The 20,819-nt window shown below is 66.2% G+C and carries 24 protein-coding genes, 2 tRNA genes and 1 pseudogene; 18 read left to right on the forward strand and 9 right to left on the reverse strand.

The window, feature by feature from the left end:
* Positions 1-62: 62 nt before the first annotated feature.
* The gene (locus tag HWX09_RS29595) at positions 63-557 is read right to left on the reverse strand and encodes a hypothetical protein (RefSeq protein ID WP_027785104.1); all 495 of its coding nucleotides are present in this window, start codon (positions 555-557) and stop codon (positions 63-65) included.
* On the reverse strand, positions 554-1,105 hold the full coding sequence (locus HWX09_RS29600) for a hypothetical protein (protein ID WP_027785103.1): 552 nt from the start codon (positions 1,103-1,105) through the stop codon (positions 554-556). Before HWX09_RS29600 ends, HWX09_RS29595 begins: the two co-directional genes overlap by 4 nt.
* Positions 1,106-1,392: 287 nt before the next feature.
* Here HWX09_RS29600 and HWX09_RS29605 point away from each other — a divergent pair, with 287 nt between their 5' ends.
* The 3 genes from HWX09_RS29605 (at position 1,393) to HWX09_RS29615 (ending at position 3,766) form a co-directional block, all read left to right on the forward strand.
* A complete protein-coding gene (locus tag HWX09_RS29605) occupies positions 1,393-1,602 on the forward strand; it encodes a hypothetical protein (protein ID WP_080681386.1) in 210 nt (69 codons plus the stop codon).
* 138 nt (positions 1,603-1,740) lie between these two features.
* Positions 1,741-3,162, forward strand: coding sequence for an alpha,alpha-trehalose-phosphate synthase (UDP-forming) (otsA, locus tag HWX09_RS29610; protein ID WP_027785102.1), 1,422 nt, complete (start codon positions 1,741-1,743; stop codon positions 3,160-3,162).
* On the forward strand, positions 3,155-3,766 hold the full coding sequence (locus HWX09_RS29615; RefSeq protein WP_027785101.1) for an AAA family ATPase: 612 nt from the start codon (positions 3,155-3,157) through the stop codon (positions 3,764-3,766). The genes otsA and HWX09_RS29615 overlap by 8 nt, the downstream gene beginning before the upstream one ends.
* A 31-nt stretch (positions 3,767-3,797) precedes the next feature.
* Here HWX09_RS29615 and HWX09_RS29620 read toward each other — a convergent pair whose 3' ends face one another.
* Together HWX09_RS29620 and HWX09_RS29625 are read right to left on the reverse strand one after the other, a co-directional pair.
* On the reverse strand, positions 3,798-5,165 hold the full coding sequence (locus HWX09_RS29620) for an MFS transporter (RefSeq protein ID WP_027785100.1): 1,368 nt from the start codon (positions 5,163-5,165) through the stop codon (positions 3,798-3,800).
* Between the two features lie 185 nt (positions 5,166-5,350).
* Positions 5,351-5,731, reverse strand: a complete 381-nt coding sequence (locus tag HWX09_RS29625) for a DUF5594 family protein (protein ID WP_027785099.1) — start codon at positions 5,729-5,731, stop codon at positions 5,351-5,353.
* 117 nt (positions 5,732-5,848) lie between these two features.
* Here HWX09_RS29625 and HWX09_RS29630 point away from each other — a divergent pair, with 117 nt between their 5' ends.
* Entirely contained in the window at positions 5,849-6,253 is a 405-nt protein-coding gene (locus tag HWX09_RS29630) for a hypothetical protein (RefSeq protein ID WP_027785098.1), read from the forward strand.
* 195 nt (positions 6,254-6,448) lie between these two features.
* Here HWX09_RS29630 and HWX09_RS29635 read toward each other — a convergent pair whose 3' ends face one another.
* The gene (locus HWX09_RS29635) at positions 6,449-6,769 is read right to left on the reverse strand and encodes a hypothetical protein (protein ID WP_027785097.1); all 321 of its coding nucleotides are present in this window, start codon (positions 6,767-6,769) and stop codon (positions 6,449-6,451) included.
* 143 nt (positions 6,770-6,912) lie between these two features.
* On the opposite strand from HWX09_RS29635, the gene eco reads away from it, so the two are divergent.
* Positions 6,913-7,413 carry a serine protease inhibitor ecotin gene (gene eco, locus HWX09_RS29640; protein WP_027785096.1) on the forward strand — a complete coding sequence of 167 codons (501 nt, stop codon included), beginning with the start codon at positions 6,913-6,915 and terminating at the stop codon, positions 7,411-7,413.
* Between the two features lie 21 nt (positions 7,414-7,434).
* Here the strand turns inward: eco and HWX09_RS29645 are convergent, their stop codons facing one another.
* A complete protein-coding gene (locus HWX09_RS29645) occupies positions 7,435-8,058 on the reverse strand; it encodes a TetR/AcrR family transcriptional regulator (RefSeq protein WP_027785095.1) in 624 nt (207 codons plus the stop codon).
* A gap of 115 nt (positions 8,059-8,173) precedes the next feature.
* On the opposite strand from HWX09_RS29645, the gene HWX09_RS29650 reads away from it, so the two are divergent.
* The gene (locus tag HWX09_RS29650; protein WP_027785094.1) at positions 8,174-8,914 is read left to right on the forward strand and encodes an SDR family NAD(P)-dependent oxidoreductase; all 741 of its coding nucleotides are present in this window, start codon (positions 8,174-8,176) and stop codon (positions 8,912-8,914) included.
* A gap of 47 nt (positions 8,915-8,961) precedes the next feature.
* On the opposite strand, the gene HWX09_RS29655 is transcribed toward HWX09_RS29650, so the two are convergent.
* Together HWX09_RS29655 and HWX09_RS29660 are read right to left on the reverse strand one after the other, a co-directional pair.
* Positions 8,962-9,291 (reverse strand): hypothetical protein, encoded by a 330-nt coding sequence (locus HWX09_RS29655; protein WP_027785093.1) that lies wholly within the window; start codon positions 9,289-9,291, stop codon positions 8,962-8,964.
* 218 nt (positions 9,292-9,509) lie between these two features.
* Positions 9,510-9,586, reverse strand: a tRNA-Met gene (locus HWX09_RS29660).
* Positions 9,587-9,759: 173 nt separating this feature from the next.
* Between HWX09_RS29660 and HWX09_RS29665 the strand changes: the two genes are divergently transcribed.
* The 5 genes from HWX09_RS29665 (at position 9,760) to HWX09_RS29685 (ending at position 12,296) form a co-directional block, all read left to right on the forward strand.
* Complete coding sequence (locus HWX09_RS29665) at positions 9,760-10,341, forward strand: sigma-70 family RNA polymerase sigma factor (protein WP_027785092.1); 582 nt, start codon at positions 9,760-9,762, stop codon at positions 10,339-10,341.
* Positions 10,342-10,353: 12 nt separating this feature from the next.
* Complete coding sequence (locus HWX09_RS29670) at positions 10,354-10,662, forward strand: hypothetical protein (RefSeq protein WP_027785091.1); 309 nt, start codon at positions 10,354-10,356, stop codon at positions 10,660-10,662.
* Positions 10,663-10,664: 2 nt separating this feature from the next.
* A complete protein-coding gene (locus tag HWX09_RS29675) occupies positions 10,665-10,961 on the forward strand; it encodes a 4Fe-4S dicluster domain-containing protein (RefSeq protein WP_027785090.1) in 297 nt (98 codons plus the stop codon).
* 96 nt (positions 10,962-11,057) lie between these two features.
* Entirely contained in the window at positions 11,058-11,780 is a 723-nt protein-coding gene (locus tag HWX09_RS29680; RefSeq protein WP_089500518.1) for a class I SAM-dependent methyltransferase, read from the forward strand.
* Between the two features lie 168 nt (positions 11,781-11,948).
* Complete coding sequence (locus HWX09_RS29685; RefSeq protein ID WP_155257373.1) at positions 11,949-12,296, forward strand: hypothetical protein; 348 nt, start codon at positions 11,949-11,951, stop codon at positions 12,294-12,296.
* Here HWX09_RS29685 and HWX09_RS29690 read toward each other — a convergent pair.
* Positions 12,293-12,616, reverse strand: a complete 324-nt coding sequence (locus HWX09_RS29690; protein WP_080681357.1) for a hypothetical protein — start codon at positions 12,614-12,616, stop codon at positions 12,293-12,295. The two genes, HWX09_RS29685 and HWX09_RS29690, sit on opposite strands and share 4 nt — an antisense overlap.
* Positions 12,617-12,631: 15 nt before the next feature.
* On the opposite strand from HWX09_RS29690, the gene HWX09_RS29695 reads away from it, so the two are divergent.
* From HWX09_RS29695 to parC, 7 genes and pseudogenes are all read left to right on the forward strand, one after another.
* Positions 12,632-12,814, forward strand: a complete 183-nt coding sequence (locus HWX09_RS29695) for a rubredoxin (RefSeq protein WP_027785088.1) — start codon at positions 12,632-12,634, stop codon at positions 12,812-12,814.
* A 144-nt stretch (positions 12,815-12,958) separates the two neighbouring features.
* Positions 12,959-13,033, forward strand: a tRNA-Arg gene (locus HWX09_RS29700).
* A 136-nt stretch (positions 13,034-13,169) separates the two neighbouring features.
* Positions 13,170-13,352: pseudogene (locus HWX09_RS34020) on the forward strand (Arm DNA-binding domain-containing protein); the annotation flags it as partial.
* Positions 13,353-13,420: 68 nt separating this feature from the next.
* Positions 13,421-13,825 carry a DUF4399 domain-containing protein gene (locus HWX09_RS29705; RefSeq protein WP_027785087.1) on the forward strand — a complete coding sequence of 135 codons (405 nt, stop codon included), beginning with the start codon at positions 13,421-13,423 and terminating at the stop codon, positions 13,823-13,825.
* A gap of 262 nt (positions 13,826-14,087) precedes the next feature.
* Positions 14,088-16,037, forward strand: coding sequence for an ATP-binding cassette domain-containing protein (locus HWX09_RS29710; protein ID WP_027785086.1), 1,950 nt, complete (start codon positions 14,088-14,090; stop codon positions 16,035-16,037).
* A 220-nt stretch (positions 16,038-16,257) separates the two neighbouring features.
* Complete coding sequence (gene parE, locus HWX09_RS29715; protein ID WP_027785085.1) at positions 16,258-18,240, forward strand: DNA topoisomerase IV subunit B; 1,983 nt, start codon at positions 16,258-16,260, stop codon at positions 18,238-18,240.
* Positions 18,241-18,466: 226 nt separating this feature from the next.
* A complete protein-coding gene (gene parC / locus HWX09_RS29720; protein WP_027785084.1) occupies positions 18,467-20,788 on the forward strand; it encodes a DNA topoisomerase IV subunit A in 2,322 nt (773 codons plus the stop codon).
* The last annotated feature ends 31 nt before the right edge of the window (positions 20,789-20,819 follow it).

A 20,819-nucleotide genomic window follows, 5' to 3' on the forward strand; every position in this document is an offset into this window, starting at 1 on the left:
GGGCCGGGCCGTGCGGCCCGGTATTCGCGTGCGCCGAACATCACGCGCCGCGCATCGCCCCGTTACTGCAAATTCCCCCACCGATCGACGGCTGGTTCCGCCGACGCCCACTTCCAGTGCGTGCCTTGCTGGCACGCATTCGCGAAGTACCAGTCGGCCTTGTCGCCGTCCTTCACCGAGAACGCGAATTCCTTGCACAGCGCGAGCGCCGACGAGTACGCGCGCGTGACGCGCACCTCGCCTTCGCCGTTTTCCAGCGGCAGCGTGTTCTTCACCTTCCACGGCTTCACTTCGCCGACGGCGAGAGTGCCGGCCGTCTTCGCGATCGCGTCCTGCTGGTTCTGATGGAGCTGCTTCATCGTGCGGTTGACGGCTTCGTCGGTCGCGGCCTGCACGGCAATCCCGACGCCGACGCCGACCGCCGGGTTCGCGGTGACGAGGCCCGTCGCCGCGCCGGCCAGCGCGCCGCTCGCCGCGCCGACCGACCCGCAGCCCGACAGCGCGAGCGTCGCCGCGCACAGCGCGCCGATCGCCGCGATACGGATCGCGACGCTCATTGCAGCGCGCCCCAGCGTTCGGTCGCCGGTTCGGCCGACGCCCATTTCCATGTGGGCCCGTCGCGGCAGAGGGTGGCGACGTAGAACGCCGATTGCGCGGCCTTGTCGGCCTTCGCCGGCGTGTCGACCGCGAACACGATTTCCTTGCAGTCGAGCGGACCGACGCTGATCATTCGGCTGACCGTCACGCGGCCCTGCTCGTCGTCCTCGATCGGGAACGAATGGTGCGTCGACCACGGCGCGACGCCGCCGACGTCGAGCGGGCCGGCCGCCTTCGCGATCTGCTCCTGCGTGTAGCGGTGCGCGACGCGTTGCGAGTACTGGACGCCAGCCCGCGCGCCGGCGACGGCGCCGAGGCCGATGCCCGTCGCGACGGCGGCGTTGTTGGTGACCTTGGAGGCGATCGCGGCGCCCGCGATACCGGCGCCGGCTGTCGCGCCTTCGCTGTACAACGAATTGCAGCCGGACAGCAATGCGGCCGTGGCGATCACGGCCAGCACGACGCGCGCCGGCGTGGCCCGGCGCGGCGATTCGAAACGAATGTTCATCCCTGAGTGCAGTCCTGTCTGGGTGAGCGGCAACGCGTGCACGCCCTGATGCCGCGTCATTGTTTCGCAATTGTCATGGGAAAACTGCAAAGCTTTGACAAATCGCCGCGCGGCAGGCCGCGTGCACGCGGGCGGCGTTATTGTCGGATAGATGATCGACGAGGGGTCGAAACGTTACAAATTGAAGGTAATTGTTACCTTCGTCCGCGAGGAAGCGACCTAGACTGTTTTGTTATGGAATGTTTCTACGACGGCCTCGAGCCGCGCCGCATATGAGACACCCAGCCATGCGCCGTTCAAAACGGTTGTCACACCGGCCGTCTGACGCGGCGGCCGGCCATCCGGAAGACCGCCCGCGTCCGCAGACCGACGCGCCATCGGCACCGCCCGCGGGCGCGCCGGACGAGACGCCGTTGGACGGCGATCACAACCAGGGTGGTGCTCGCCCGGAAGGGCTCGACTATCAACGCGACCTCGGGCAGGAGCAGGACGCCTGATACGGTCGTCGCCGCATTCCACCGCCGTATTTCATTGCAATTCTCGGAACTGAATCGCCGCGCGGCCGCCTTCGGGCCGCCGCGCCTGCTTCGGCGCGCGTCGCGCGCCGGCCAATCGAATCGAGGAGGGGAAGTCGCATGAGCAGATTGATCGTGGTATCGAATCGTGTCGCCGCCGGCGAGGATACGCGCCCGAGCGCGGGCGGCCTGGCCGTCGGCGTGATGGACGCGCTGAAGGAAACGGGCGGCGTCTGGTTCGGCTGGAACGGCGAGATCGTCGGTGCGCCGGATGCCGAGCCCGCGATCCAGCGGGACGGCAACGTGACCTACGCGACGGTCGGGCTGACCCGGCGCGACTACGACCAGTACTACCGCGGCTTCTCGAACGCGACGCTGTGGCCGGTGTTCCATTACCGCGGCGATCTCGCGCGCTTCGATCGGCAGGAGTACGCCGGTTACCTGCGCGTGAACGCGATGCTCGCGAAGCAACTCGCCGCGCTGCTGCGTCCCGACGACCTGATCTGGGTGCACGACTACCATCTGCTGCCGTTCGCGCACTGCCTGCGCGAGCTCGGCGTGAAGAACCCGATCGGCTTCTTCCTGCACATCCCGTTTCCGTCGCCCGACATGCTGCGCCTCGTGCCGCCGCACGAGGAACTCGTGAAGTTCATGTGCGCATACGACGTCGCGGGGTTCCAGACCGAGGCCGACAAGCAGGCCTTCACCGACTACATCGAGCGGCGCGGCATCGGCGCGGCGAGCGACGACGGGATGCTGCACGCGCATGGCCGCGTCGTGAAGGTCGCCGCCTATCCGATCGGCGTGCATCCCGACGCGATCGCGCAGGCGGCCGTCCAGTACGGCACGCGCAAGCCGGTGAAGATGCTGCGCGAGGCACTGGGCGACCGCAAGCTGGTGATGAGCGTCGACCGTCTCGACTATTCGAAGGGGCTCGTCGAGCGCTTCCAGTCGTTCGAGCGGATGCTCGCGAATGCGCCGGGCTGGCAGGGGCGCGTGTCGCTCCTGCAGATCGCGCCGCCGACGCGTTCCGACGTGCAGACCTATCAGCACATCCGCGAAACGCTCGAAGGCGAGGCCGGCCGCATCAACGGCCGCTTCTCGCAGCTCGACTGGACGCCGATCCAGTACCTGAACCGCAAGTACGAGCGCAACCTGCTGATGGCGTTCTTCCGGATGTCGCAGGTCGGCTACGTGACGCCGCTGCGCGACGGGATGAATCTCGTCGCGAAGGAATACGTCGCGTCGCAGGATCCGGCCGATCCGGGCGTGCTCGTGCTGTCGGAGTTCGCGGGCGCGGCGGCCGAGCTCACCGGCGCGCTCCTCGTCAATCCGTACGACCTGTCGCAGATGGCCGAGGCGCTCGAACGCGCGCTGTCGATGCCGCTCGCGGAGCGGCAGGCGCGTCACAAGGAGAACCTCGCGCGGCTGCGCGAGAACGACCTGTCGGTCTGGCGCGATACGTTCGTCGCCGACTTGCGCAGTGTCGCGGCGGCGGCGTCGGTCACGCAGCGCGCGGGCCGGCGGGTCGCGCATGCGTGAGTTCGCGCCGGGCGCCGCCGCGCCGGCCGCCGCCGGTCGCGACGAAGAAGTGGCCGACGACACGAGCGGCCGCTTTTTCGTCGTGACGGGCGGCCCGGGTTCGGGCAAGAGCACGTTGCTCGATGCGCTCGAGCGCGCCGGGTTCGCGCGCTCGCAGGAAGCCGGGCGCGGCGTGATCCGCGACCAGATGGCGGTCGACGGTCCTGCGCTGCCGTGGCGCGACCCCGCGGCGTTCGCCGAGCTGATGCTGAGCTGGGAGATGCGGTCCCACCATCTCGCGCGGCAGGCGCGCGGGCCCGTGTTCTTCGACCGCGGCGTGCCCGACGTGATCGGCTATCTGATGCTGGCCGGGTTGGCCGTACCCGCGCACGCGGAAGCCGCGGCGCGGCGTTTCCGCTATCACCGGCGCGTGTTCATCGCGCCGCCGTGGCCCGACATCTATGCGCAGGACAGCGAGCGCCGGCAGGATTTCGCGGAAGCGGTGCGGACCCATGACGCGATGGTCGAATGCTATACGTCGTATGGCTATCGGCTGATCGAGTTGCCGCGCGTGAGCGTGAAGGCGCGCGTGCGCTTCGTGATGGATACGCTCGACGCCGCCTGACGCCCGCCGCGCGTGCGGCGCGCGAGGGATGTCAGGCCGCCGTGTCCGGTCGCGGCGACGCGATGCGCAGCAGGCTGACGACCGCGGCCACTGCCGCGAACCCCGTGGCGACATAGAGTGCGATCGTCGGCCCGCGGTCGGGCACGAGCCCGAAAATCAGCGCGACGAGTGCAGCGCCGAGCGTCTGGCCCGTCAGGCGTGCGGTGCTCAGCATGCCGCCGGCGCCGCCGCTGCGCTCGCGCGGCGCCGACGACAGCATCGCGCGGTTGTTCGGCGACTGGAACAGCCCGAAACCTGCGCCGCACAGCGCCATCCGCCAGACGATGTCGACCGTGCCCGGGTGCGCGCCGATCGTCGCGAGCGACAGCAGCCCGGCCGCAAACAGTGCAAGCCCGATCCCGCCGAGAACGCCGGCCGAATAGCGGTCCGACAGCACGCCCGCGAGCGGCGCGGCGAACACGATCACGAGCGGCCACGGCGTCATGTAGAGGCCTGTCTCGACCTGCGAGAAACCGAGCGAATTCTGCAGCCAGAACGGCAGCGCGACGAACGCGAGCATCTGCGACGTGAACGACGCCGTCGACGTATAGACCGACAGCGCGAACATCGGGATGCGCATCAGGTCGACCGGCAGGAGCGGCGCCGGCTGCGACAACTGACGCTTCACGAAGAAGTAGCCGACCACGAATGCGATGGCCAGTTCGGCCGCGACGTACGCATGACCCTCGCCGTGACCGAGCCCGTCGACGGCCGTGATCAGCAGGCCGAACACGCACGCGTTCATCAGCGCGCTCGCGAAGTCGTACGGCGCATCGTGCAGCGGGTTGGCCGGCAGCGCGCGCAGGCTGCCGAGCACGGCCGCGATGCCGATCGGTACGTTGACCGCGAAGAGCCACGGCCACGATGCGAACGACAGGATCGCCGATGCGACCGTCGGCCCGATCGCCGACGACAGCGCGACCACCATCGCATTGATCGACAGCCCGCGCCCGAGCATCGACGACGGGTAGATCATCCGCACGAGCGCCGCGTTGACGCTCATGATGCCGGCCGCGCCGAACCCCTGGATCACGCGCATCACGGCCAGCATCGGCAGCGAGCCGGCGAGCGCGCAGCCGAGCGACGCGGCGGTGAACAGCGCGAGCCCGGCGATGTAGATGCGGCGATAGCCGATGCGTTCGCCAAGCGACGCGAGCGGCAGTAGCGTGATCGTGACCGCGAGCTGGTACGCGTTGACGATCCAGATCGACGCGGCGTCGGACGCGTGCAGGTCGCGCGCGATGGTCGGCAATGCGACGTTCGCGATGGCGCCGTCGAGCACGGCGAGCGTGATGCCCAGGGCGACGCAGACGATCGCCCAGTAGCGTTGCGGAAGCGGCAGGCCGGTATCGGCGTTCATGACGGGAGCGAGAGCGTGGTTGTCCGCGCGCCCGCTTGCCGGTTGCGTGCGCAACCACGTGCAAGGGAGGCGGCGGCGATGAACGGCCCGGCCGGCGCGGCTGCACCGGAACGGGGCCGGTCGAGTGTATCACCGGCCCGCATCGCGCGACGCCGCGCCGCGCGGTGGCCGGCCGGCGCGCGCATTCAGCCTTCGAAATCCAGACCGCCGAGCCGCACGAGCGGGTCGGCCTGCGTGCGCGACGCGAGATCGATGTCGCGCGCGGCCTGCCACGCGCCCAGCTTTCTCGGCAGCGCGGCCAGATAGTGCTCGAAGCGCTGCGGGCCGTCCGGTTCCATCAGCCGCTCGATCTCGTCGGTGTCCCACGTCAGTTCGAGATTCAGCGGATGCACGAAGCCGCTCACGTGCTCGTGCGGCGCGCTGCGGATCCGCACGCGCGTCGGGTGCCCGTGCCCGCCATAGGGGACGACATCGGCTTGCACGTGCTCGGCGAAGAACGCGGCGATCGCCTGCGCGATGCGCGGTGCGAATTCGGTATCGAAACGGCGGGCGGTTTCGGGCTGCATGACGGCGTCTCCTGTATGCCGAAAATCGTAGCACGGCGACGACGCGTTTCGATGGGTGCGATACCGGTAATCGCGCGTTACCACTTGCTGCATCTATTACGGTCGCGTGCCGCCACAATGCATCGCATCCAGTACCACTTCGCGTGGGAGTCCATCATGAAAAAGATTGCCGCAGTATGTGTCCTTGCCGGTTCGCTCGCGGTCGCGGGCCCGGCGTCCGCGCATGGCCGCGACGGCGGCGCCGTCATCGGCGCATTGATCGGCGGCGCGGTGCTGGGCGCGATCGTGACGTCGGCGATGAATCCGCCCGTCGCCTATCAGGCACCCGCGTACCAGGCGCCGGCCTATCAGCCGCCGACCTACTATCAGGCGCCCGCGTACCAGCAGCCTGCCTACCCGACCTATCAGCAGGCGCAGTACCAGGACGACGGCCCGAACTATTGCTACGACCGCTACCAGCGTGCGTACGTGTGTGGGGCGCCGGTGCAGCAGGGCGGCTACGCGCAACCGGCCGGCTGGTAAGCGGCGGCGCGCGAGCGGGTTCGGGCCGGACGGCCGCGCACCCGCCGACGATCGATCGCTTCGCCGGGCCGGACGACGAAAGGCCCTCGCTCGATGCGAGGGCCTTTGTCTTGGGCGTGGCCGTCCGTTCGCCGGTGTGATGCGCCGCCGGCTATCGGCGGCCCGTGCGTGGATACAAACGGTTGCAATTGGGTGTCAGTGGCGATGACCGCCGCCGTCGCCGCGGCCGCCACCGCCGCCTTCGTTCCAGTCGCCGCGGCGTCCGCCGCCGCGCCCCCAGCCGTTGCCGCGGTTGCCGCGATCGCCGTCCCAGCGATGGTAGTCGCGCCGGCCGCGATCCCAGTCGCGTCCGCCGCCACCGCCCCAGATGTTGACCGTCCCGTACACGGGAGACGGGGCATACGCATAGCCGGGATCGGAATAGTAGGGCTGCCCGTAGCCGTATCCGGCGTCCGGGGCGACGACGCAGCCGGCCAGCAGGGTGGCGACGCCGGCGGCAGCAATGAGCTTCAGCATGATGTTCTCCGTTGGTTACGCTATAAGTACCGCGCCCGCGGATTGCCGGCTGTTTGCAATTGTGTCGCCAAATTACAGCCTCGTAAGGTCTTGCGACGAAAGTGTTAGCATCCGGGGCTCATTTGTTTTTCAGGAGCACATCGATGAAATTTGCGATCCGGGCCGCGCTGGCCGCCTTCTGCGTGACGACGGCCGCCGCATGCGTGGCCGCGCCGGCATCCGCGCCCGCCGTGCCCGCCGAGTCGATCAAGATGTTTCCGCAGGCCGAAGCCGGTCAGCAGCGCGCCGTGATCGCGCTGCCCGCGCTCGAGAACGAGGGCGATGCGCGCGTCGAGCTGATGATCGGCAAGACGCTGCAGACCGACTGCAATCAGCAGTGGTTCGGCGGCGAGCTGACCGCCGAGGACGTGAAGGGCTGGGGCTACACGTATTACCGGCTCACCGACGTGAAGGGGCCGGCGTCGACGCTGATGGCGTGCCCGGGCCAGGCGCCGCAGCAACGGTTCGTGCAGGTGCGCGGCGACGGTCAGCTGCTGCGCTACAACAGCCGCCTGCCGCTCGTCGTGTATGTACCGGATGGCTTCGACGTACGCTATCGCGTGTGGCATGCGTCGAAGGACGTGCAGCAAGCCGCGAAGCAGTAATCTCCCGGCGGCGTCCTGCCGCTACACACCGGCCGCGCTGCGCGTGCCGACGAGCGCCGGCCATGCGGCCAGCGCGGCCTGCGCGACGGCCTCCAGATCGCGGCGGCTCGCGCCGTCGCGCGCCTGGATCGACATGCCCTGCTGAACCGTCACGTAGTAGCGCGCGATCGCATCGAGGTTCGCGTGCGCCGATATTTCGCCGGTCGCGACGCCTTGCGCGAGCCGCTCCCGCAGCGCATCGACCGTGCCCTCGCGCATCGCGATCAACGTTTGCCGGACCATGTCGGAACGTTCGGCCGGATGCAGCGCCGACAACACGATCAGGCAGCCGGCCGGCTTCGAGCGCCGCGTGAACACGCGTGCGGTCTCCATCAGGTAGTTCCGCACGGCGTCGTACGCGCTGGCCGCCCGTTCGACACCCCCCCAGATTTCCCGTCCCTCGGTTGTGCGGTAATGATCGAGGGCTTGCCGGAACAACGCTTCCTTGCTGCCGAAGGCCGCATACAGGCTCGGCGACGCGATGCCCATCGCGGCCGTCAGATCCGTCATCGACGCCCCTTCGTAGCCGAGACGCCAGAACACCTCCATCGCGCGATCCAGCGCCGCTTCCTTGTCGAAGCTTCTCGGTCGGCCTCGTTCAGCCATTGCGTCCGTCCCTTCGTTGATATCTGTATCGATCGACACAATAAATCAATTGACTGTGCGACGCAACTTGTCACATTCTGTGTTGGTTGTTACATAAATGAGGAAAGGAACCGACATGAACCGACTTCAGGGCAAGCGTGCACTCATCACGGGCGGTAGCCGCGGCATCGGCGCGGCGATCGCAAAGCGGCTGGCGGCCGATGGCGCCGACGTGGCGATCACGTATGAAAAATCGGCCGAGCGGGCGCAGGCCGTCGTCGCCGGCATCGAAGCGCTGGGCCGTCGCGCCATTGCGATCCAGGCCGACAGCGCCGATCCGGTTGCCGTGCGCGACGCGGTCGATCGTGCCGCGGAGGCGTTCGGCGGCCTCGACGTTCTCGTCAACAACGCAGGGATTTTCCGGGCCGGCGCGCTGGACGACCTCACGCTCGACGATATCGACGCGACGCTGAACGTGAACGTGCGTGCGGTGATCGTCGCATCGCAGGCGGCGGCGCGTCATCTCGGGGAGGGCGGGCGCATCGTGTCGACCGGCAGTTGCCTCGCGACGCGCGTGCCCGATGCCGGGATGAGCCTCTATGCGGCGAGCAAGGCTGCGTTGATCGGCTGGACGCAAGGGCTCGCGCGTGATCTCGGCTCGCGCGGCATCACGGTCAACATCGTGCATCCGGGGTCGACCGATACCGATATGAACCCGGCCGACGGCGAACATGCCGATGCGCAACGTTCGCGAATGGCGATTCAGGAATACGGCAAGGCCGACGACGTGGCCGCGCTCGTGGCGTTCGTCGTCGGGCCGGAAGGACGATCGATCAACGGGACCGGCTTGACGATCGACGGCGGGGCGAATGCGTAAAGGCCGATGCCGGGCGTGAGCGGGCCGGGTATCGGTGGGAGGCGTTATCAGCAGCCGAGCCGCTGGTGCTCGGCTTCCAGGTCGGCCCGTTTGTCGTAGGCCCGCAGTTCGTTGCGCGGCTTGCCGTCCGGGCCCATCCCGCGCACGACCTTCTGGCCGCGATCGGGCGAGTGCGTGACCGCGTCGATGCCGGCGGCCAGTTCCCGGCAGCGGGCGTCGGGGGAAGTATTATCCGCACGCGGGGCTGCCGAGGCAGTTACGTTGGCGATGCCCGGGCTGACGTAGCGCTGTTTGGCGGAGGCCGTGCCGGTGTCGGCGGCGTTGGCCGTGCCGATCATCGCTGAAAGCGCGGCGAGCGCCGCGATCGTCCGAAGCATGGGTGAAGTCCGTGTGCTGAACCGAAGAAGGTTCGGAATTCTACGCAACGTTCGGCGCATCTCTGCGGCGAACGGACGAGGTGCGCTCGCGTGTTGCATATCGTGGCGAATGCTCGATTGCACACATCATTCGTGTGCTATCTGCGCGCGCAATCAACATTCCCGGACCGTCCAACAGCAAAAAGCCCGCTTGCTTTCGCAAAGCGGGCTTCGGCATTTGGTTGCGGGGGTAGGATTTGAACCTACGACCTTCGGGTTATGAGCCCGACGAGCTGCCAGACTGCTCCACCCCGCGGCGCGAAGTGTACTTGGGTCGGTGCGCAGAGTCAAACGATTCGTGCGAAGACGGTCCGATGACATATCGGGCCTGTTCCTTGAAACGGCTGCGACGCAGTGAAGCCGACGCGTACGGCCGGAAATTTTTCATACTCGCCACAATATTCGCGGGCCTGAAACGTCTTCAGACGCATGGAACCGCCACCCACTTCGCAAACGATGACCGACCCAGACCGCGACATCACTGCGACGGTGATGCGTGAACGAACGAGGCTAGGGAACTTCATTCGGCGCCGGATACGCGACCCGGACGATGCCGAGGACGTTCTGCAGGATGTGCTCCACGAATTCGTCCAGGCTTATCGACTTCCCGCGCCGATCGAACAGGCGAGTGCGTGGCTGTTCCGTGCCGCGCGCAACCGCATCATCGATCGTTTTCGCAAAAGGAAGGAGCAGCCGCTGACCGATCTGGTCGATGCCGACGACGAAGCGGACAGCGAATATCGGCTGGATCTCGCGTTACCGGCGCACGATGCCGGCCCTGAAGCGCTCTACGCTCGCACGCTGTTGCTCAAGGCGTTGCAGGATGCGCTCGACGAGTTGCCGGCGAATCAGCGCGAGGTTTTTATCGCACACGAACTGGAGGGGCTGTCCTTCAAGGAGATGGCCGCGCAAAGCGGCGTCACGCTCAATACGCTGCTTGCGCGCAAACGCTACGCGGTCTTGCATCTGCGTGCTCGGCTGCAACCCATTTATGACGAACTGGATAGCTAGAGGAGTCGACGGATGAATTTTCGAATCAGATGTGCGGGCAAGGCGCTGCTCGTGGTGGTCGCCATAGGCGTGCTCGGATGGGTCGTCATGATGCTGTGGAACTGGGTGGTTCCGGCGCTATTCGTCGGCGCCCGGACGATCGACTTCGCCCATGCGCTGGGCCTCCTCGTGTTGAGCCGCATCCTGTTCGGTGGATTTCGCGGACACCGCGGCTGGCACGGCCGGCGCCACTGGCGCAAGTGGGAAGCCATGACGCCCGAAGAGCGCGAGCAGTTCCGGGCCGCATGGCGATCGCGCGGCACCCGGCGCACGGAGGAGTGAACATGCGCGAAAAATCATCGGACGACTGCAAACAGAAGGCGGGTGTGATTGCGCCGGTCGTCGATCTGAAACGTTGCGAAGGCAAGGGGGATTGCGTCACCGTTTGCCCGGAAAACGTGTTCGAGGTGCGGCGCATCGATCAGGCCGATTACGTCGACCTCGGTCTGATGCATCGCTTGAAACTGCGCGTGCATGGAATGAAAGTCGCCTACACGCCGAATGCGCAAGCCTGCCGATCATGCGGGCTTTGCGTGACGGCGTGTCCCGAACGCGCGATCACGCTCGCCAGAAGGGCGTAGCGTCGGCCGTGCTCGCAGATGATGGAGCGGTATCGCGGCAGTCGGGCGGATGGCAGCCGCTGGATACGCCGTTCATGTGATCAATCTCGTCAAGGAATGCACTTGGCTTCAACCATCGACGTTCTTCTGCAACGGCTTCATGAAGAAAGCCGGAGCGAAATCATCGCCCGGGCCCGCGCGCAGTTCCAGGGGCCGAATGCGGCGTTTCCGACGCTCGTCGACGAATACGAAGCGCTCGCACCCCGGCTGCGAGGGCGCTTTCTCGAAACGTTCGGCCTCTTCAGCGACGATTTCGAATCGTCGGAAAGCGGTGCGCTATCGTTGGCCGTGTCGGCGGAAACGGGACGATTCTTGCGCAACACCGTGTTGTCGCAACGGTCGGGCAGAATTCTTGAACTTGGCAGTTCCTGTGGCGTGTCGACTCTGTATTTCGCCGACGCGCTGCGTATGTTGGGCCGTGGCGTGGTCATCGCGACCGAACGTGATGCGCTCAAATGCGCGCGTTTGCGGGCTCACGTCGAAACAGCAGGGCTGGACGCCTATGTCGACTTGCGGGAGGGCGATGTGTTCGAGACGGTTGCCGAACTGGACGGGACCGTCGACATGGTGTTTATCGACGTATGGGCTGACGCCTATCTGAAGCTGTTCAAGCAGATCGAGCGCCTGCTGCGGCCGGGATCGGTCGTGCTGGCTGACAACATGTACACGGCCGAAGACGCCGTCCGACCGTACAAGCATTACCTCGACGAGGATCCGCGGTTTTCGACCACGACGCTGGATTTTGAGTCGGGGGTCGAGTTTACGGTGGTCGTGGCTTGAGCGGGGGCTTGAATCTTGGGGGAAGTTTGGAGCTTGGCTGATCCCCCTGACAGAATTCATATTTCTAGGTTGGACAAGTAGATGGTGAGCGTTCCTGAGATTTGTTGATCTGTTCTCCGCGTTTGGTGCGGTGGCGGTGTAGAGTCCGTTCCTGAGAGGAACGACACTATGAACGAATCACAAGACATCGAGAGCGCTGAATCTGGGCCTTCATCAGGTGCGATCACGCTCGCTATCGCTACCTTCATCGGATTGTGGATTCCGTGGATCGGCTTTGCATACTGCTATGTCGAGGTCGGCGGATTTCATAGCGGAATTTTTACAGCCGGCACAACGGGCTTCGTTTTGTTGACCGCTGCCACGTGGGTCGTCACCCCGCTCTTTACATTGATTTACGTCGTTTATGCGATGCGATCAGCGCTTCGCAATACATACGACCAAGTAATGTTCGCCATCGAGTGTCTGGTTCTTCTTGGAATGTGGGCGGTTGCAGTATCTCCATTCGTCGGCCGCTAGGTTGAAACATGCGGCACTGCGGCTAACGCTAGCACGAGTGAGGCCCCCGCATCCGGAGTCGCAGCAAGGGAAGGTGGGCAAATGGCGTGGATGATATTGACCGGTCGCCGCCGCGATTTCGGCAGCCCGTTTCGCGTCCTTCTGCCCGGATTGATGTCAGCCGCGGTCTGCTCGCCGGCCTCGTCGCGCTTCTTCCGTGCTGTCGCGTTGTTCGCGATGCGTACGTTTAAAACGACGTTGCGCAGGTGTTCGGCGAAATTCCGGTACCATTGCGCCTTTCGTCCGCCGGCGAGGCTGCGGACGGTATCGCCGAATTTCATTATCCCGAGCGCAACATGAGCGAAGTAACCGAATACCAGAGCTGGGTCTGCCTGATTTGCGGGTGGGTCTACAACGAAGCTGAAGGACTGCCCGACGAAGGCATCGCGGCCGGCACCCGTTTCGCCGACATTCCCGCCGACTGGCGCTGCCCGCTGTGCGACGTGGGTAAGGACGATTTCGTCGTCGTCGATTTCTGATTTTCCGTTCCGATCGCGGTTGATTAATTGACACGCACGTCGGTGTGCATTCCGCCCCGCCGACGCGCCGCGCGTTTGCTATACTCTGCGCGCTGTCCATGCCGCCGTCCGGTTCGCGTTTTTTACGCGACTGCGGACATGGCCCTCCCCGTAGTTCAATGGATAGAACAAGCGCCTCCTAAGCGCTAGATACAGGTTCGATTCCTGTCGGGGGGACCAGTCAAGCTCCAAACCATCCCCAAGATTCACAAGACATCGCCCCGTTCAGGCCCGTCTGGCGACGCTCTCCTCACATCGTTACCCAAGGTTGCTCAGTGACAGCCGGAGAAAGTGTTGGTATCGGCAGATACCAACAATGCCTCTCACTGACGTACAGGTACGGAACGCGAAGGCCAGCGCGGCACGGTACAAACTCACGGACGGTGGCGGGATGTTCTTGCTCGTCCAACCGAGCGCCGCGAAGTACCGGCGCTCGTCTTACCGCTTCCTTGGCAAGCAGAAGACGCTCGCCTTGGGCATCTATCCGACCGTAACGCTTCGACGCCGACGCGTCGGCCGCGCATGCAGTGTATGCTTCGTGAGCCTGTCAATCTGAAGGAGGTAACGATGCTCAACAGAAAGTGGATCGCGGGTGCAGTCTGTGTCGCGGCGCTGGCCGTGTCGACACTCGCGCGCGCCGAAGCGCGTGTGTTCTTCGTCGAGCCGCAGGACGGCGCGACGGTGTCGAGCCCCGTGCACGTGAAGTTCGGTCTCGACGGCATGGCGCTCAAGCCGGCCGGCGACATGACCCCGGATACCGGTCACCATCATCTGCTGATCGACGGCAAGCCGGTGCCGAAGGGCGATGTGATCCCGGCGACCGACCGTTCGCTGCATTTCGGCAAGGCCCAGACCGAAACCGACGTGAAGCTGCCGCCCGGCCAGCACACGCTGACGCTGCAGCTCGGTGACGGTGCGCACCGTTCGTACGGCCCCGAAATGAGCTCGACGATCACGGTCAACGTGAAATAACCGTGCATCCCGCGCAGGCGGATGCGCCGCGCGCGGGATCTGCCGATCGGCCGGCTCTGGCATCCGGCCGGCATTCGGCCGTTTTCGCGGGTACGCAAACCGCGGCCGGCATCCGTACCGGAAACCGGCCGCAACCCGCTCACGGCACCGCGCCGATGCGCTTCAAGCGCGACCTGCGGCGTTCGTCCATCCGGCCGAGCCGATACCGGCCTCCGCGACCGGTACAATGGGCGCTTCCGATTCCTCTCTTCGCCGTCTCCCCATGTCGCTCTATTCCATTACCGGCGCGCAGCTCGCGTTCGGTCACGTCGCGTTGCTCGATCACGCGGATTTCTCGCTGGAAGCCGGCGAGCGCGTCGGCCTGATCGGCCGCAACGGCGCGGGCAAGTCGTCGCTGCTGAAGATCGTGGCCGGCCTCGCGAAGGCCGACGACGGGCTGATCACGCGCCAGCAGGAGCTGGTGACCGTCTACGTGCCGCAGGAGCCCGAATTCGAGCCGGGCGCGACGGTATTCGACGCGGTCGCGTCGGGGCTGGCGCACACGCGCGAACTGCTCGAAGAATACGATTCGATCGCACACCGTCTCGCGGAGATACCGGAAGGCGCCGAGCACGATGCGCTGCTCGCGCGGATGAACGCACTGCAGTCGTCGCTGGACACCCACGACGCGTGGAACTGGCGCACGCGCGTATCGATGACGCTCGCGCAGATCGGCCTGCAAGACGGCGACGCCAGCGTCGACGCACTGTCGGGCGGGATGCAGAAGCGCGTCGCGCTGGCGCGCGCGCTGGTGCTGCAACCCGACGTGCTGCTGCTCGACGAACCGACCAACCACCTCGACTTCGACGGCATCCGCTGGCTCGAGGAGCTGCTCGTCGCGCAGCGCGCGGGGCTGCTGTTCATCACCCACGATCGCGCGTTCCTCGATCGCGTCGCGACGCGCATCGTCGAGCTCGATCGCGGCCGGCTGCTGTCGTATCCGGGCAATTTCTCCGCGTACCAGACGCGCAAGGCGCAGCAGCTCGAAGTCGAGCGCGTGGAGAACGAGAAATTCGACAAGCTGCTCGCGCAGGAAGAGGTGTGGATCCGCAAGGGCGTCGAAGCGCGCCGTACGCGCAGCGTCGGCCGCATCGCGCGGCTCGTGCAAATGCGCAACGAGCATGCCGAGCGCCGCAATGCGCAGGGCAACGTGAAGCTCGACGTCGCGCAGGGCGAGAAGTCCGGCAAGATCGTCGCGGAGCTGACCGACGTGACGAAGCGTTACGGCGGCCGCACGGTGGTCGACCGTTTCTCGACGACGGTCATGCGCGGCGACAAGATCGGCTTCGTCGGCCCGAACGGCGCCGGCAAGACCACGCTGCTGAAGCTGATCCTCGGCGACCTGAAGCCAGACGAAGGCACGGTGCGCACCGGCACGAACCTGCAGGTCGCGTATTTCGACCAGATGCGCGCGCAGCTCGACCAGGAGAAGAGCCTCGCGGATACGATCAGCCCCGGCAGCGAATGGGTCGAGATCGGCGGCGTGCGCAAGCACGTGATGAGCTATCTCGGCGATTTCCTGTTCGCACCGGAACGCGCGCGTTCGCCGGTGAAGTCGCTGTCGGGCGGCGAGCGCAACCGGCTGCTGCTCGCGCGCCTGTTCGCGCGGCCGGCCAACGTGCTGGTGCTCGACGAACCGACCAACGATCTCGATATCCCGACGCTCGAACTGCTCGAAGAGCTGCTGGCCGACTACGACGGCACGGTGCTGCTCGTCAGCCACGATCGCGCGTTCCTCGACAACGTCGTGACGTCGGTGATCGCGGCCGAGGGCGACGGCAAGTGGCGCGAATACGTCGGCGGCTTCACCGACTGGCAGATCCAGAGCGAACGCTCTGAGCAGCTCGCGCAGCAGGAGGCGGCGAAGCGCACGGTCAAGGAAGCGGCGCCCGCGAAGGACGAGCCGGCGAAGAGCGCGGCGGGCCGCAACGCGCAGCGCACGGTGAAGCTGTCGTTCAACGAGCAGCGCGAACTCGATTCGCTGCCGGAGAAGATCGCCGCGCTCGAAGCGGAGCAGAAGACGATCAATGCGCAGCTCGACGACGGCTCGATTTTCGCGAAGGATCCGCAGGAAGGCACGCGCCTGACCGAGCGGTTCGCGGCGATCGACGACGAACTGCTCGCCGCGCTCGAACGGTGGGAAACGCTCGAGGCGAAGCGCAAGCCGGCGTGACGCGTGCGGCGCGCGCCGATCCCGCGATTGGCGCGTCACGCGGAACCAGTAAAATACCGCGCGTTCAGGGGCGCGCCGCGCACGCCGCGCGCCCGCTTTCGGAGCAGTCCAAGCACACCGTTGTTTCGATTCGCTTTTTTACAGAACTCAACGTTTTGTCCACGACGTTATCCACACGAGGTGTGGACAACGTCCCGATGAATGACGAAATTCAGCGCCTATGTCAACGAAGAAACCCAGCGCGGCCTATAGCGAAGCATCGATCAAGGTGCTCAAGGGTCTCGAGCCGGTCAAGCAGCGGCCCGGCATGTACACCCGTACCGAAAATCCGCTGCACATCATCCAGGAAGTCATCGACAACGCGTCCGACGAGGCGCTCGGCGGTTACGGCAAGCAGATCACGGTCACGCTGCACGCCGACCAGTCGGTGTCGGTCGACGACGACGGCCGCGGCATCCCGTTCGGCATGCACCCCGAAGAAGGCGTGCCGGTCGTCGAGATCGTGTTCACGCGCCTGCATGCGGGCGGCAAGTTCGACAAGGCCGCGGGCGGCGCCTATACGTTCTCGGGCGGCCTGCACGGGGTCGGCGTGTCGGTGACGAACGCACTTGCGACGCGTCTCGACGTGACGGTCTGGCGCGACGGCAAGATCGCCGAGCTCGGCTTCGCCGACGGCGACGTCGTGAAGCCGCTCGCGACGCAAGGCGCAGGCCGAGGCGAGAAGAAATCCGGCACGCGCGTGCAGGTGTGGCCGAATCCGAAGTACTTCGATTCGCCGAACCTGCCGCTCGGCGAGCTGCAGCGCCTGCTGCGCTCGAAGGCCGTGCTGCTGCCGGGCGTCGAGGTCGTGTTCGTCAACGAGAAAACGGGCGAGCGCCAGACGTGGAAGTACGAAGACGGCCTGCGCGGCTACCTGCTCGACGAAATGAACGGCAGCGAGCTGCTGATCCCGCTGTTCGAAGGCGAGCGTTTCGCCGATTCGCGTTCGATCGACGAAACCTTCGCCGAGGGCGAAGGCGCGTCGTGGGTCGTCGCATGGAGCGAGGAAGGCTCGCTCGTGCGCGAGTCGTACGTGAACCTGATCCCCACGCCGGCCGGCGGCACGCACGAGTCGGGCCTGCGCGACGGTCTCTATCAGGCGGTGAAGAGCTTCGTCGAACTGCACAACCTGCAGCCGAAGGGCGTGAAGCTGCTCGCGGAAGACGTGTTCGCGCGCGTGTCGTTCGTGCTGTCCGCGAAGGTGCTCGATCCGCAGTTCCAGGGGCAGATCAAGGAACGGCTGAACAGCCGCGATGCGGTGAAGCTCGTGTCGTCGTTCTCGCGTCCGGCGCTCGAACTGTGGCTGAACCAGCACGTCGAGCACGGCAAGAAGCTCGCGGAACTCGTGATCAAGCAGGCGCAGGCGCGTACGCGCGCGGGCCAGAAGGTCGAGAAGCGCAAGAGCTCGGGCGTCGCGGTGCTGCCCGGCAAGCTGACCGACTGCGAGACGGAAGATATCGCGCGCAACGAACTGTTCCTCGTCGAGGGCGACTCGGCGGGCGGCTCCGCGAAGATGGGCCGCGACAAGGAATACCAGGCGATCCTGCCGCTGCGCGGCAAGGTGCTGAACACGTGGGAAACCGAGCGCGACCGCCTGTTCGCGAACAACGAGGTGCACGACATCTCGGTCGCGATCGGCGTCGATCCGCACAGCCCGGACGACACCGTCGACCTGTCGAATCTGCGCTACGGCAAGATCTGCATCCTGTCGGACGCGGACGTCGACGGCTCGCACATCCAGGTGCTGCTGCTCACGCTGTTCTTCAAGCATTTCCCGCAATTGATCGAGCGCGGCCATGTCTATGTGGCGCGCCCGCCGCTGTTCCGCGTCGACGCGCCCGCGCGCGGCAAGAAGCCCGCGCAGAAGCTCTATGCGCTCGACGACGGCGAACTCGAGGCGACGCTCGACAAGCTGCGCAAGGACGGCGTGCGCGACACGCAGTGGAGCATCAGCCGCTTCAAGGGCCTCGGCGAAATGAGCGCCGAGCAGCTGTGGGACACGACGATGAATCCCGACACGCGCCGCCTGATGCCGGTGAAGCTTGGCGAGCTCGACTACGACGCGACCGTCGCGCGGATGACGATGCTGATGGGCAAGGGCGAGGCAGCCGCGCGGCGCGGCTGGCTCGAGGAAAAGGGCAACGACGTCGAAGCGGACATTTAGTGCAGTGTTCGACGCCAATCGGCACTGATGCGCTGCGCCTTCGCGCCCGTGGCGGCGTCGCAAATCCTCGCGATGCGTCTGGCATCGCTGCGGTTTGCTTCTTGCCACGAACGCGAATCCGCTGGCGCATCAGCACCGCTTGACATCGAACACTGCACCGCCGCTTCCGCGCGGCCGGGCATGACGCCCGGCCCGGCCTCACGCCACTTACGAATACGGAATTCAGATGGACGACAATACTTCCGATCTCTTTGCCAGCCCCGACGCGCCCGAGAGCGACGCGTTGACGCTCGGCAACTACGCGGAACAGGCGTATCTCAGCTACGCGGTCAGCGTCGTGAAAAGCCGCGCGCTGCCCGACGTGTGCGACGGCCAGAAGCCGGTGCAGCGCCGGATCCTGTTCGCGATGAACGAAATGGGCCTCGGGCCCGACGCGAAGCCGGTGAAGTCGGCGCGCGTGGTCGGCGACGTGCTCGGTAAATACCATCCGCACGGCGACCAGTCGGCGTACGACGCGCTCGTGCGTCTCGCACAGAATTTCTCGCTGCGCTATCCGCTGATCGACGGGCAGGGCAACTTCGGCTCGCGCGACGGCGACGGCGCGGCGGCGATGCGTTACACGGAAGCGCGCCTCACGCCGATCGCGAAGCTGCTGCTCGACGAGATCGACCAGGGCACGGTCGACTTCATGCCGAACTACGACGGCTCGTTCGAGGAGCCGAAGACGCTGCCGAGCCGCATGCCGTTCGTGCTGCTGAACGGCGCGTCGGGCATCGCGGTCGGCCTGGCCACCGAAATCCCGTCGCACAACCTGCGCGAGGTCGCGGCCGCGGCGGTCGCGCTGATCCGCAATCCGAAGCTCACGCACGCGGAGCTGATGAACCTGATTCCCGGACCGGATTTCCCCGGCGGCGGCCAGATCATCTCGAGCGACACCGAAATCTCGGCGGCGTACGAAACGGGCCGCGGCAGCCTGAAGGTGCGTGCGAAGTGGAAGATCGAGGATCTCGCGCGCGGCCAGTGGCAGCTCGTCGTGACCGAGCTGCCGCCGAGCACGTCGGGCCAGAAGGTGCTCGAGGAAATCGAGGAACTGACCAACCCGAAGCTCAAGCTCGGCAAGAAGACGCTGACGCCCGAGCAGCTCAACACGAAGAAGGCGATGCTCGACCTGCTCGACGCGGTGCGCGACGAGTCGGGCAAGGAAGCGGCGGTGCGGCTCGTGTTCGAGCCGAAGTCGCGCACGATCGACCAGACGGAATTCGTGAACACGCTGCTCGCGTACACGAGCCTCGAATCGAACGCGACGCTGAACCTCGTGATGATCGGCGCCGACGGCCGGCCGGGCCAGAAGGGCCTGCTGACGATTCTCGACGAATGGGTGAAGTTCCGCCAGCTGACGATGACGCGACGCACGCGCCACCGTCTCGGCAAGGTCGACGACCGCATCCACATCCTCGAAGGGCGGATGATCGTCTTCCTGAACATCGACGAGGTGATCCGCATCATCCGCGAGTCGGACGAGCCGAAGGCCGCACTGATGAGCGCGTTCGGCCTCAGCGAGCGGCAGGCCGAGGACATCCTCGAAATCCGCCTGCGTCAATTGGCGCGGCTCGAGAAGATCAAGATCGAGAAGGAACTCGAGACGCTGCGCGACGAGAAGGCGAAGCTCGAGGAGCTGCTCGCGAACGAAAGCGCGATGAAGCGGCTGATGATCAAGGAGATCGAGGCCGATGCGAAGCAGTACGGCGACGATCGCCGCACGCTGATCCAGCAGGAAAAGCGCGCGACGTTCGAGGCGAAGGTGGTCGACGAGCCGGTGACGGTGGTCGTATCGCAGAAGGGCTGGGTGCGTGCGCTGAAGGGCCACGGGCTCGACCCGGCCGGCTTCACGTTCAAGGCGGGCGACCACCTGTACGCGGCATTCCAGTGCCGCACGCCGGATCGCCTGATCGCGTGGGGCAGCAGCGGCCGCGTGTATTCGGTCGACGTGTCGGTGCTGCCGGGCGGGCGCGGCGACGGCGTGCCGGTCACGTCGCTGATCGAGCTCGAATCGGGCTCGCACCTGATGCACTACTACGCGGCGCCGGCCGACCAGCAACTGCTGCTCGCGTCGAGCAACGGCTTCGGCTTCCTCGCGAAGGTCGGCGACATGGTGAGCCGCGTGAAGGCCGGCAAGTCGTTCATGACCATCGATGCGGGCGCGGTGCCGCTCGCGCCGATGCCGGTGCTGCCGAATGCGACGCAGGTCGCGTGTCTGTCGAGCGGCGGGCGCTTGCTCGTGTTCGGGATGGACGAGATGAAGACGCTGTCCGGCGGCGGACGCGGCGTGATCCTGATGGCGCTCGACGACAAGGAAACGCTCGTGCAGGCGCTGGCGATCGATCCGGCGGGCGTCGTGCTGATCGGCACCGGCCGCGGCGGCAAGGCGCAGGACGACACGCTGTCGTATGCCGGGCTCGCGCCGCACATCGGCAAGCGCGCACGCAAGGGCCGCGCGCCGGAGACGAAGCTCAAGGTCGTCAACGAGCTGCGGCCGCTGCTCGGCTGACGCTGCGCGGTCGCACGGTTCAGCCGCGATC

Origin of the sequence: Burkholderia sp. BCC1208 (genome assembly GCF_902833095.1) — a bacterium.
GTDB lineage: Bacteria > Pseudomonadota > Gammaproteobacteria > Burkholderiales > Burkholderiaceae > Burkholderia.

Excerpts from the sequence above, each read along its gene's own strand:
- HWX09_RS29595 (WP_027785104.1), bottom strand. The coding sequence starts at position 557 with ATGAGCGTCGCGATCCGTATCGCGGCGATCGGCGCGCTGTGCGCGGCG.
- HWX09_RS29600 (WP_027785103.1), bottom strand. The coding sequence starts at position 1,105 with ATGAACATTCGTTTCGAATCGCCGCGCCGGGCCACGCCGGCGCGCGTC.
- HWX09_RS29605 (WP_080681386.1), top strand. The coding sequence starts at position 1,393 with ATGCGCCGTTCAAAACGGTTGTCACACCGGCCGTCTGACGCGGCGGCC.
- otsA (WP_027785102.1), top strand. The coding sequence starts at position 1,741 with ATGAGCAGATTGATCGTGGTATCGAATCGTGTCGCCGCCGGCGAGGAT.
- HWX09_RS29615 (WP_027785101.1), top strand. The coding sequence starts at position 3,155 with ATGCGTGAGTTCGCGCCGGGCGCCGCCGCGCCGGCCGCCGCCGGTCGC.
- HWX09_RS29620 (WP_027785100.1), bottom strand. The coding sequence starts at position 5,165 with ATGAACGCCGATACCGGCCTGCCGCTTCCGCAACGCTACTGGGCGATC.
- HWX09_RS29625 (WP_027785099.1), bottom strand. The coding sequence starts at position 5,731 with ATGCAGCCCGAAACCGCCCGCCGTTTCGATACCGAATTCGCACCGCGC.
- HWX09_RS29630 (WP_027785098.1), top strand. The coding sequence starts at position 5,849 with ATGCATCGCATCCAGTACCACTTCGCGTGGGAGTCCATCATGAAAAAG.
- HWX09_RS29635 (WP_027785097.1), bottom strand. The coding sequence starts at position 6,769 with ATGCTGAAGCTCATTGCTGCCGCCGGCGTCGCCACCCTGCTGGCCGGC.
- eco (WP_027785096.1), top strand. The coding sequence starts at position 6,913 with ATGAAATTTGCGATCCGGGCCGCGCTGGCCGCCTTCTGCGTGACGACG.
- HWX09_RS29645 (WP_027785095.1), bottom strand. The coding sequence starts at position 8,058 with ATGGCTGAACGAGGCCGACCGAGAAGCTTCGACAAGGAAGCGGCGCTG.
- HWX09_RS29650 (WP_027785094.1), top strand. The coding sequence starts at position 8,174 with ATGAACCGACTTCAGGGCAAGCGTGCACTCATCACGGGCGGTAGCCGC.
- HWX09_RS29655 (WP_027785093.1), bottom strand. The coding sequence starts at position 9,291 with ATGCTTCGGACGATCGCGGCGCTCGCCGCGCTTTCAGCGATGATCGGC.
- HWX09_RS29665 (WP_027785092.1), top strand. The coding sequence starts at position 9,760 with ATGGAACCGCCACCCACTTCGCAAACGATGACCGACCCAGACCGCGAC.
- HWX09_RS29670 (WP_027785091.1), top strand. The coding sequence starts at position 10,354 with ATGAATTTTCGAATCAGATGTGCGGGCAAGGCGCTGCTCGTGGTGGTC.
- HWX09_RS29675 (WP_027785090.1), top strand. The coding sequence starts at position 10,665 with ATGCGCGAAAAATCATCGGACGACTGCAAACAGAAGGCGGGTGTGATT.
- HWX09_RS29680 (WP_089500518.1), top strand. The coding sequence starts at position 11,058 with ATGCACTTGGCTTCAACCATCGACGTTCTTCTGCAACGGCTTCATGAA.
- HWX09_RS29685 (WP_155257373.1), top strand. The coding sequence starts at position 11,949 with ATGAACGAATCACAAGACATCGAGAGCGCTGAATCTGGGCCTTCATCA.
- HWX09_RS29690 (WP_080681357.1), bottom strand. The coding sequence starts at position 12,616 with ATGAAATTCGGCGATACCGTCCGCAGCCTCGCCGGCGGACGAAAGGCG.
- HWX09_RS29695 (WP_027785088.1), top strand. The coding sequence starts at position 12,632 with ATGAGCGAAGTAACCGAATACCAGAGCTGGGTCTGCCTGATTTGCGGG.
- HWX09_RS29705 (WP_027785087.1), top strand. The coding sequence starts at position 13,421 with ATGCTCAACAGAAAGTGGATCGCGGGTGCAGTCTGTGTCGCGGCGCTG.
- HWX09_RS29710 (WP_027785086.1), top strand. The coding sequence starts at position 14,088 with ATGTCGCTCTATTCCATTACCGGCGCGCAGCTCGCGTTCGGTCACGTC.
- parE (WP_027785085.1), top strand. The coding sequence starts at position 16,258 with ATGTCAACGAAGAAACCCAGCGCGGCCTATAGCGAAGCATCGATCAAG.
- parC (WP_027785084.1), top strand. The coding sequence starts at position 18,467 with ATGGACGACAATACTTCCGATCTCTTTGCCAGCCCCGACGCGCCCGAG.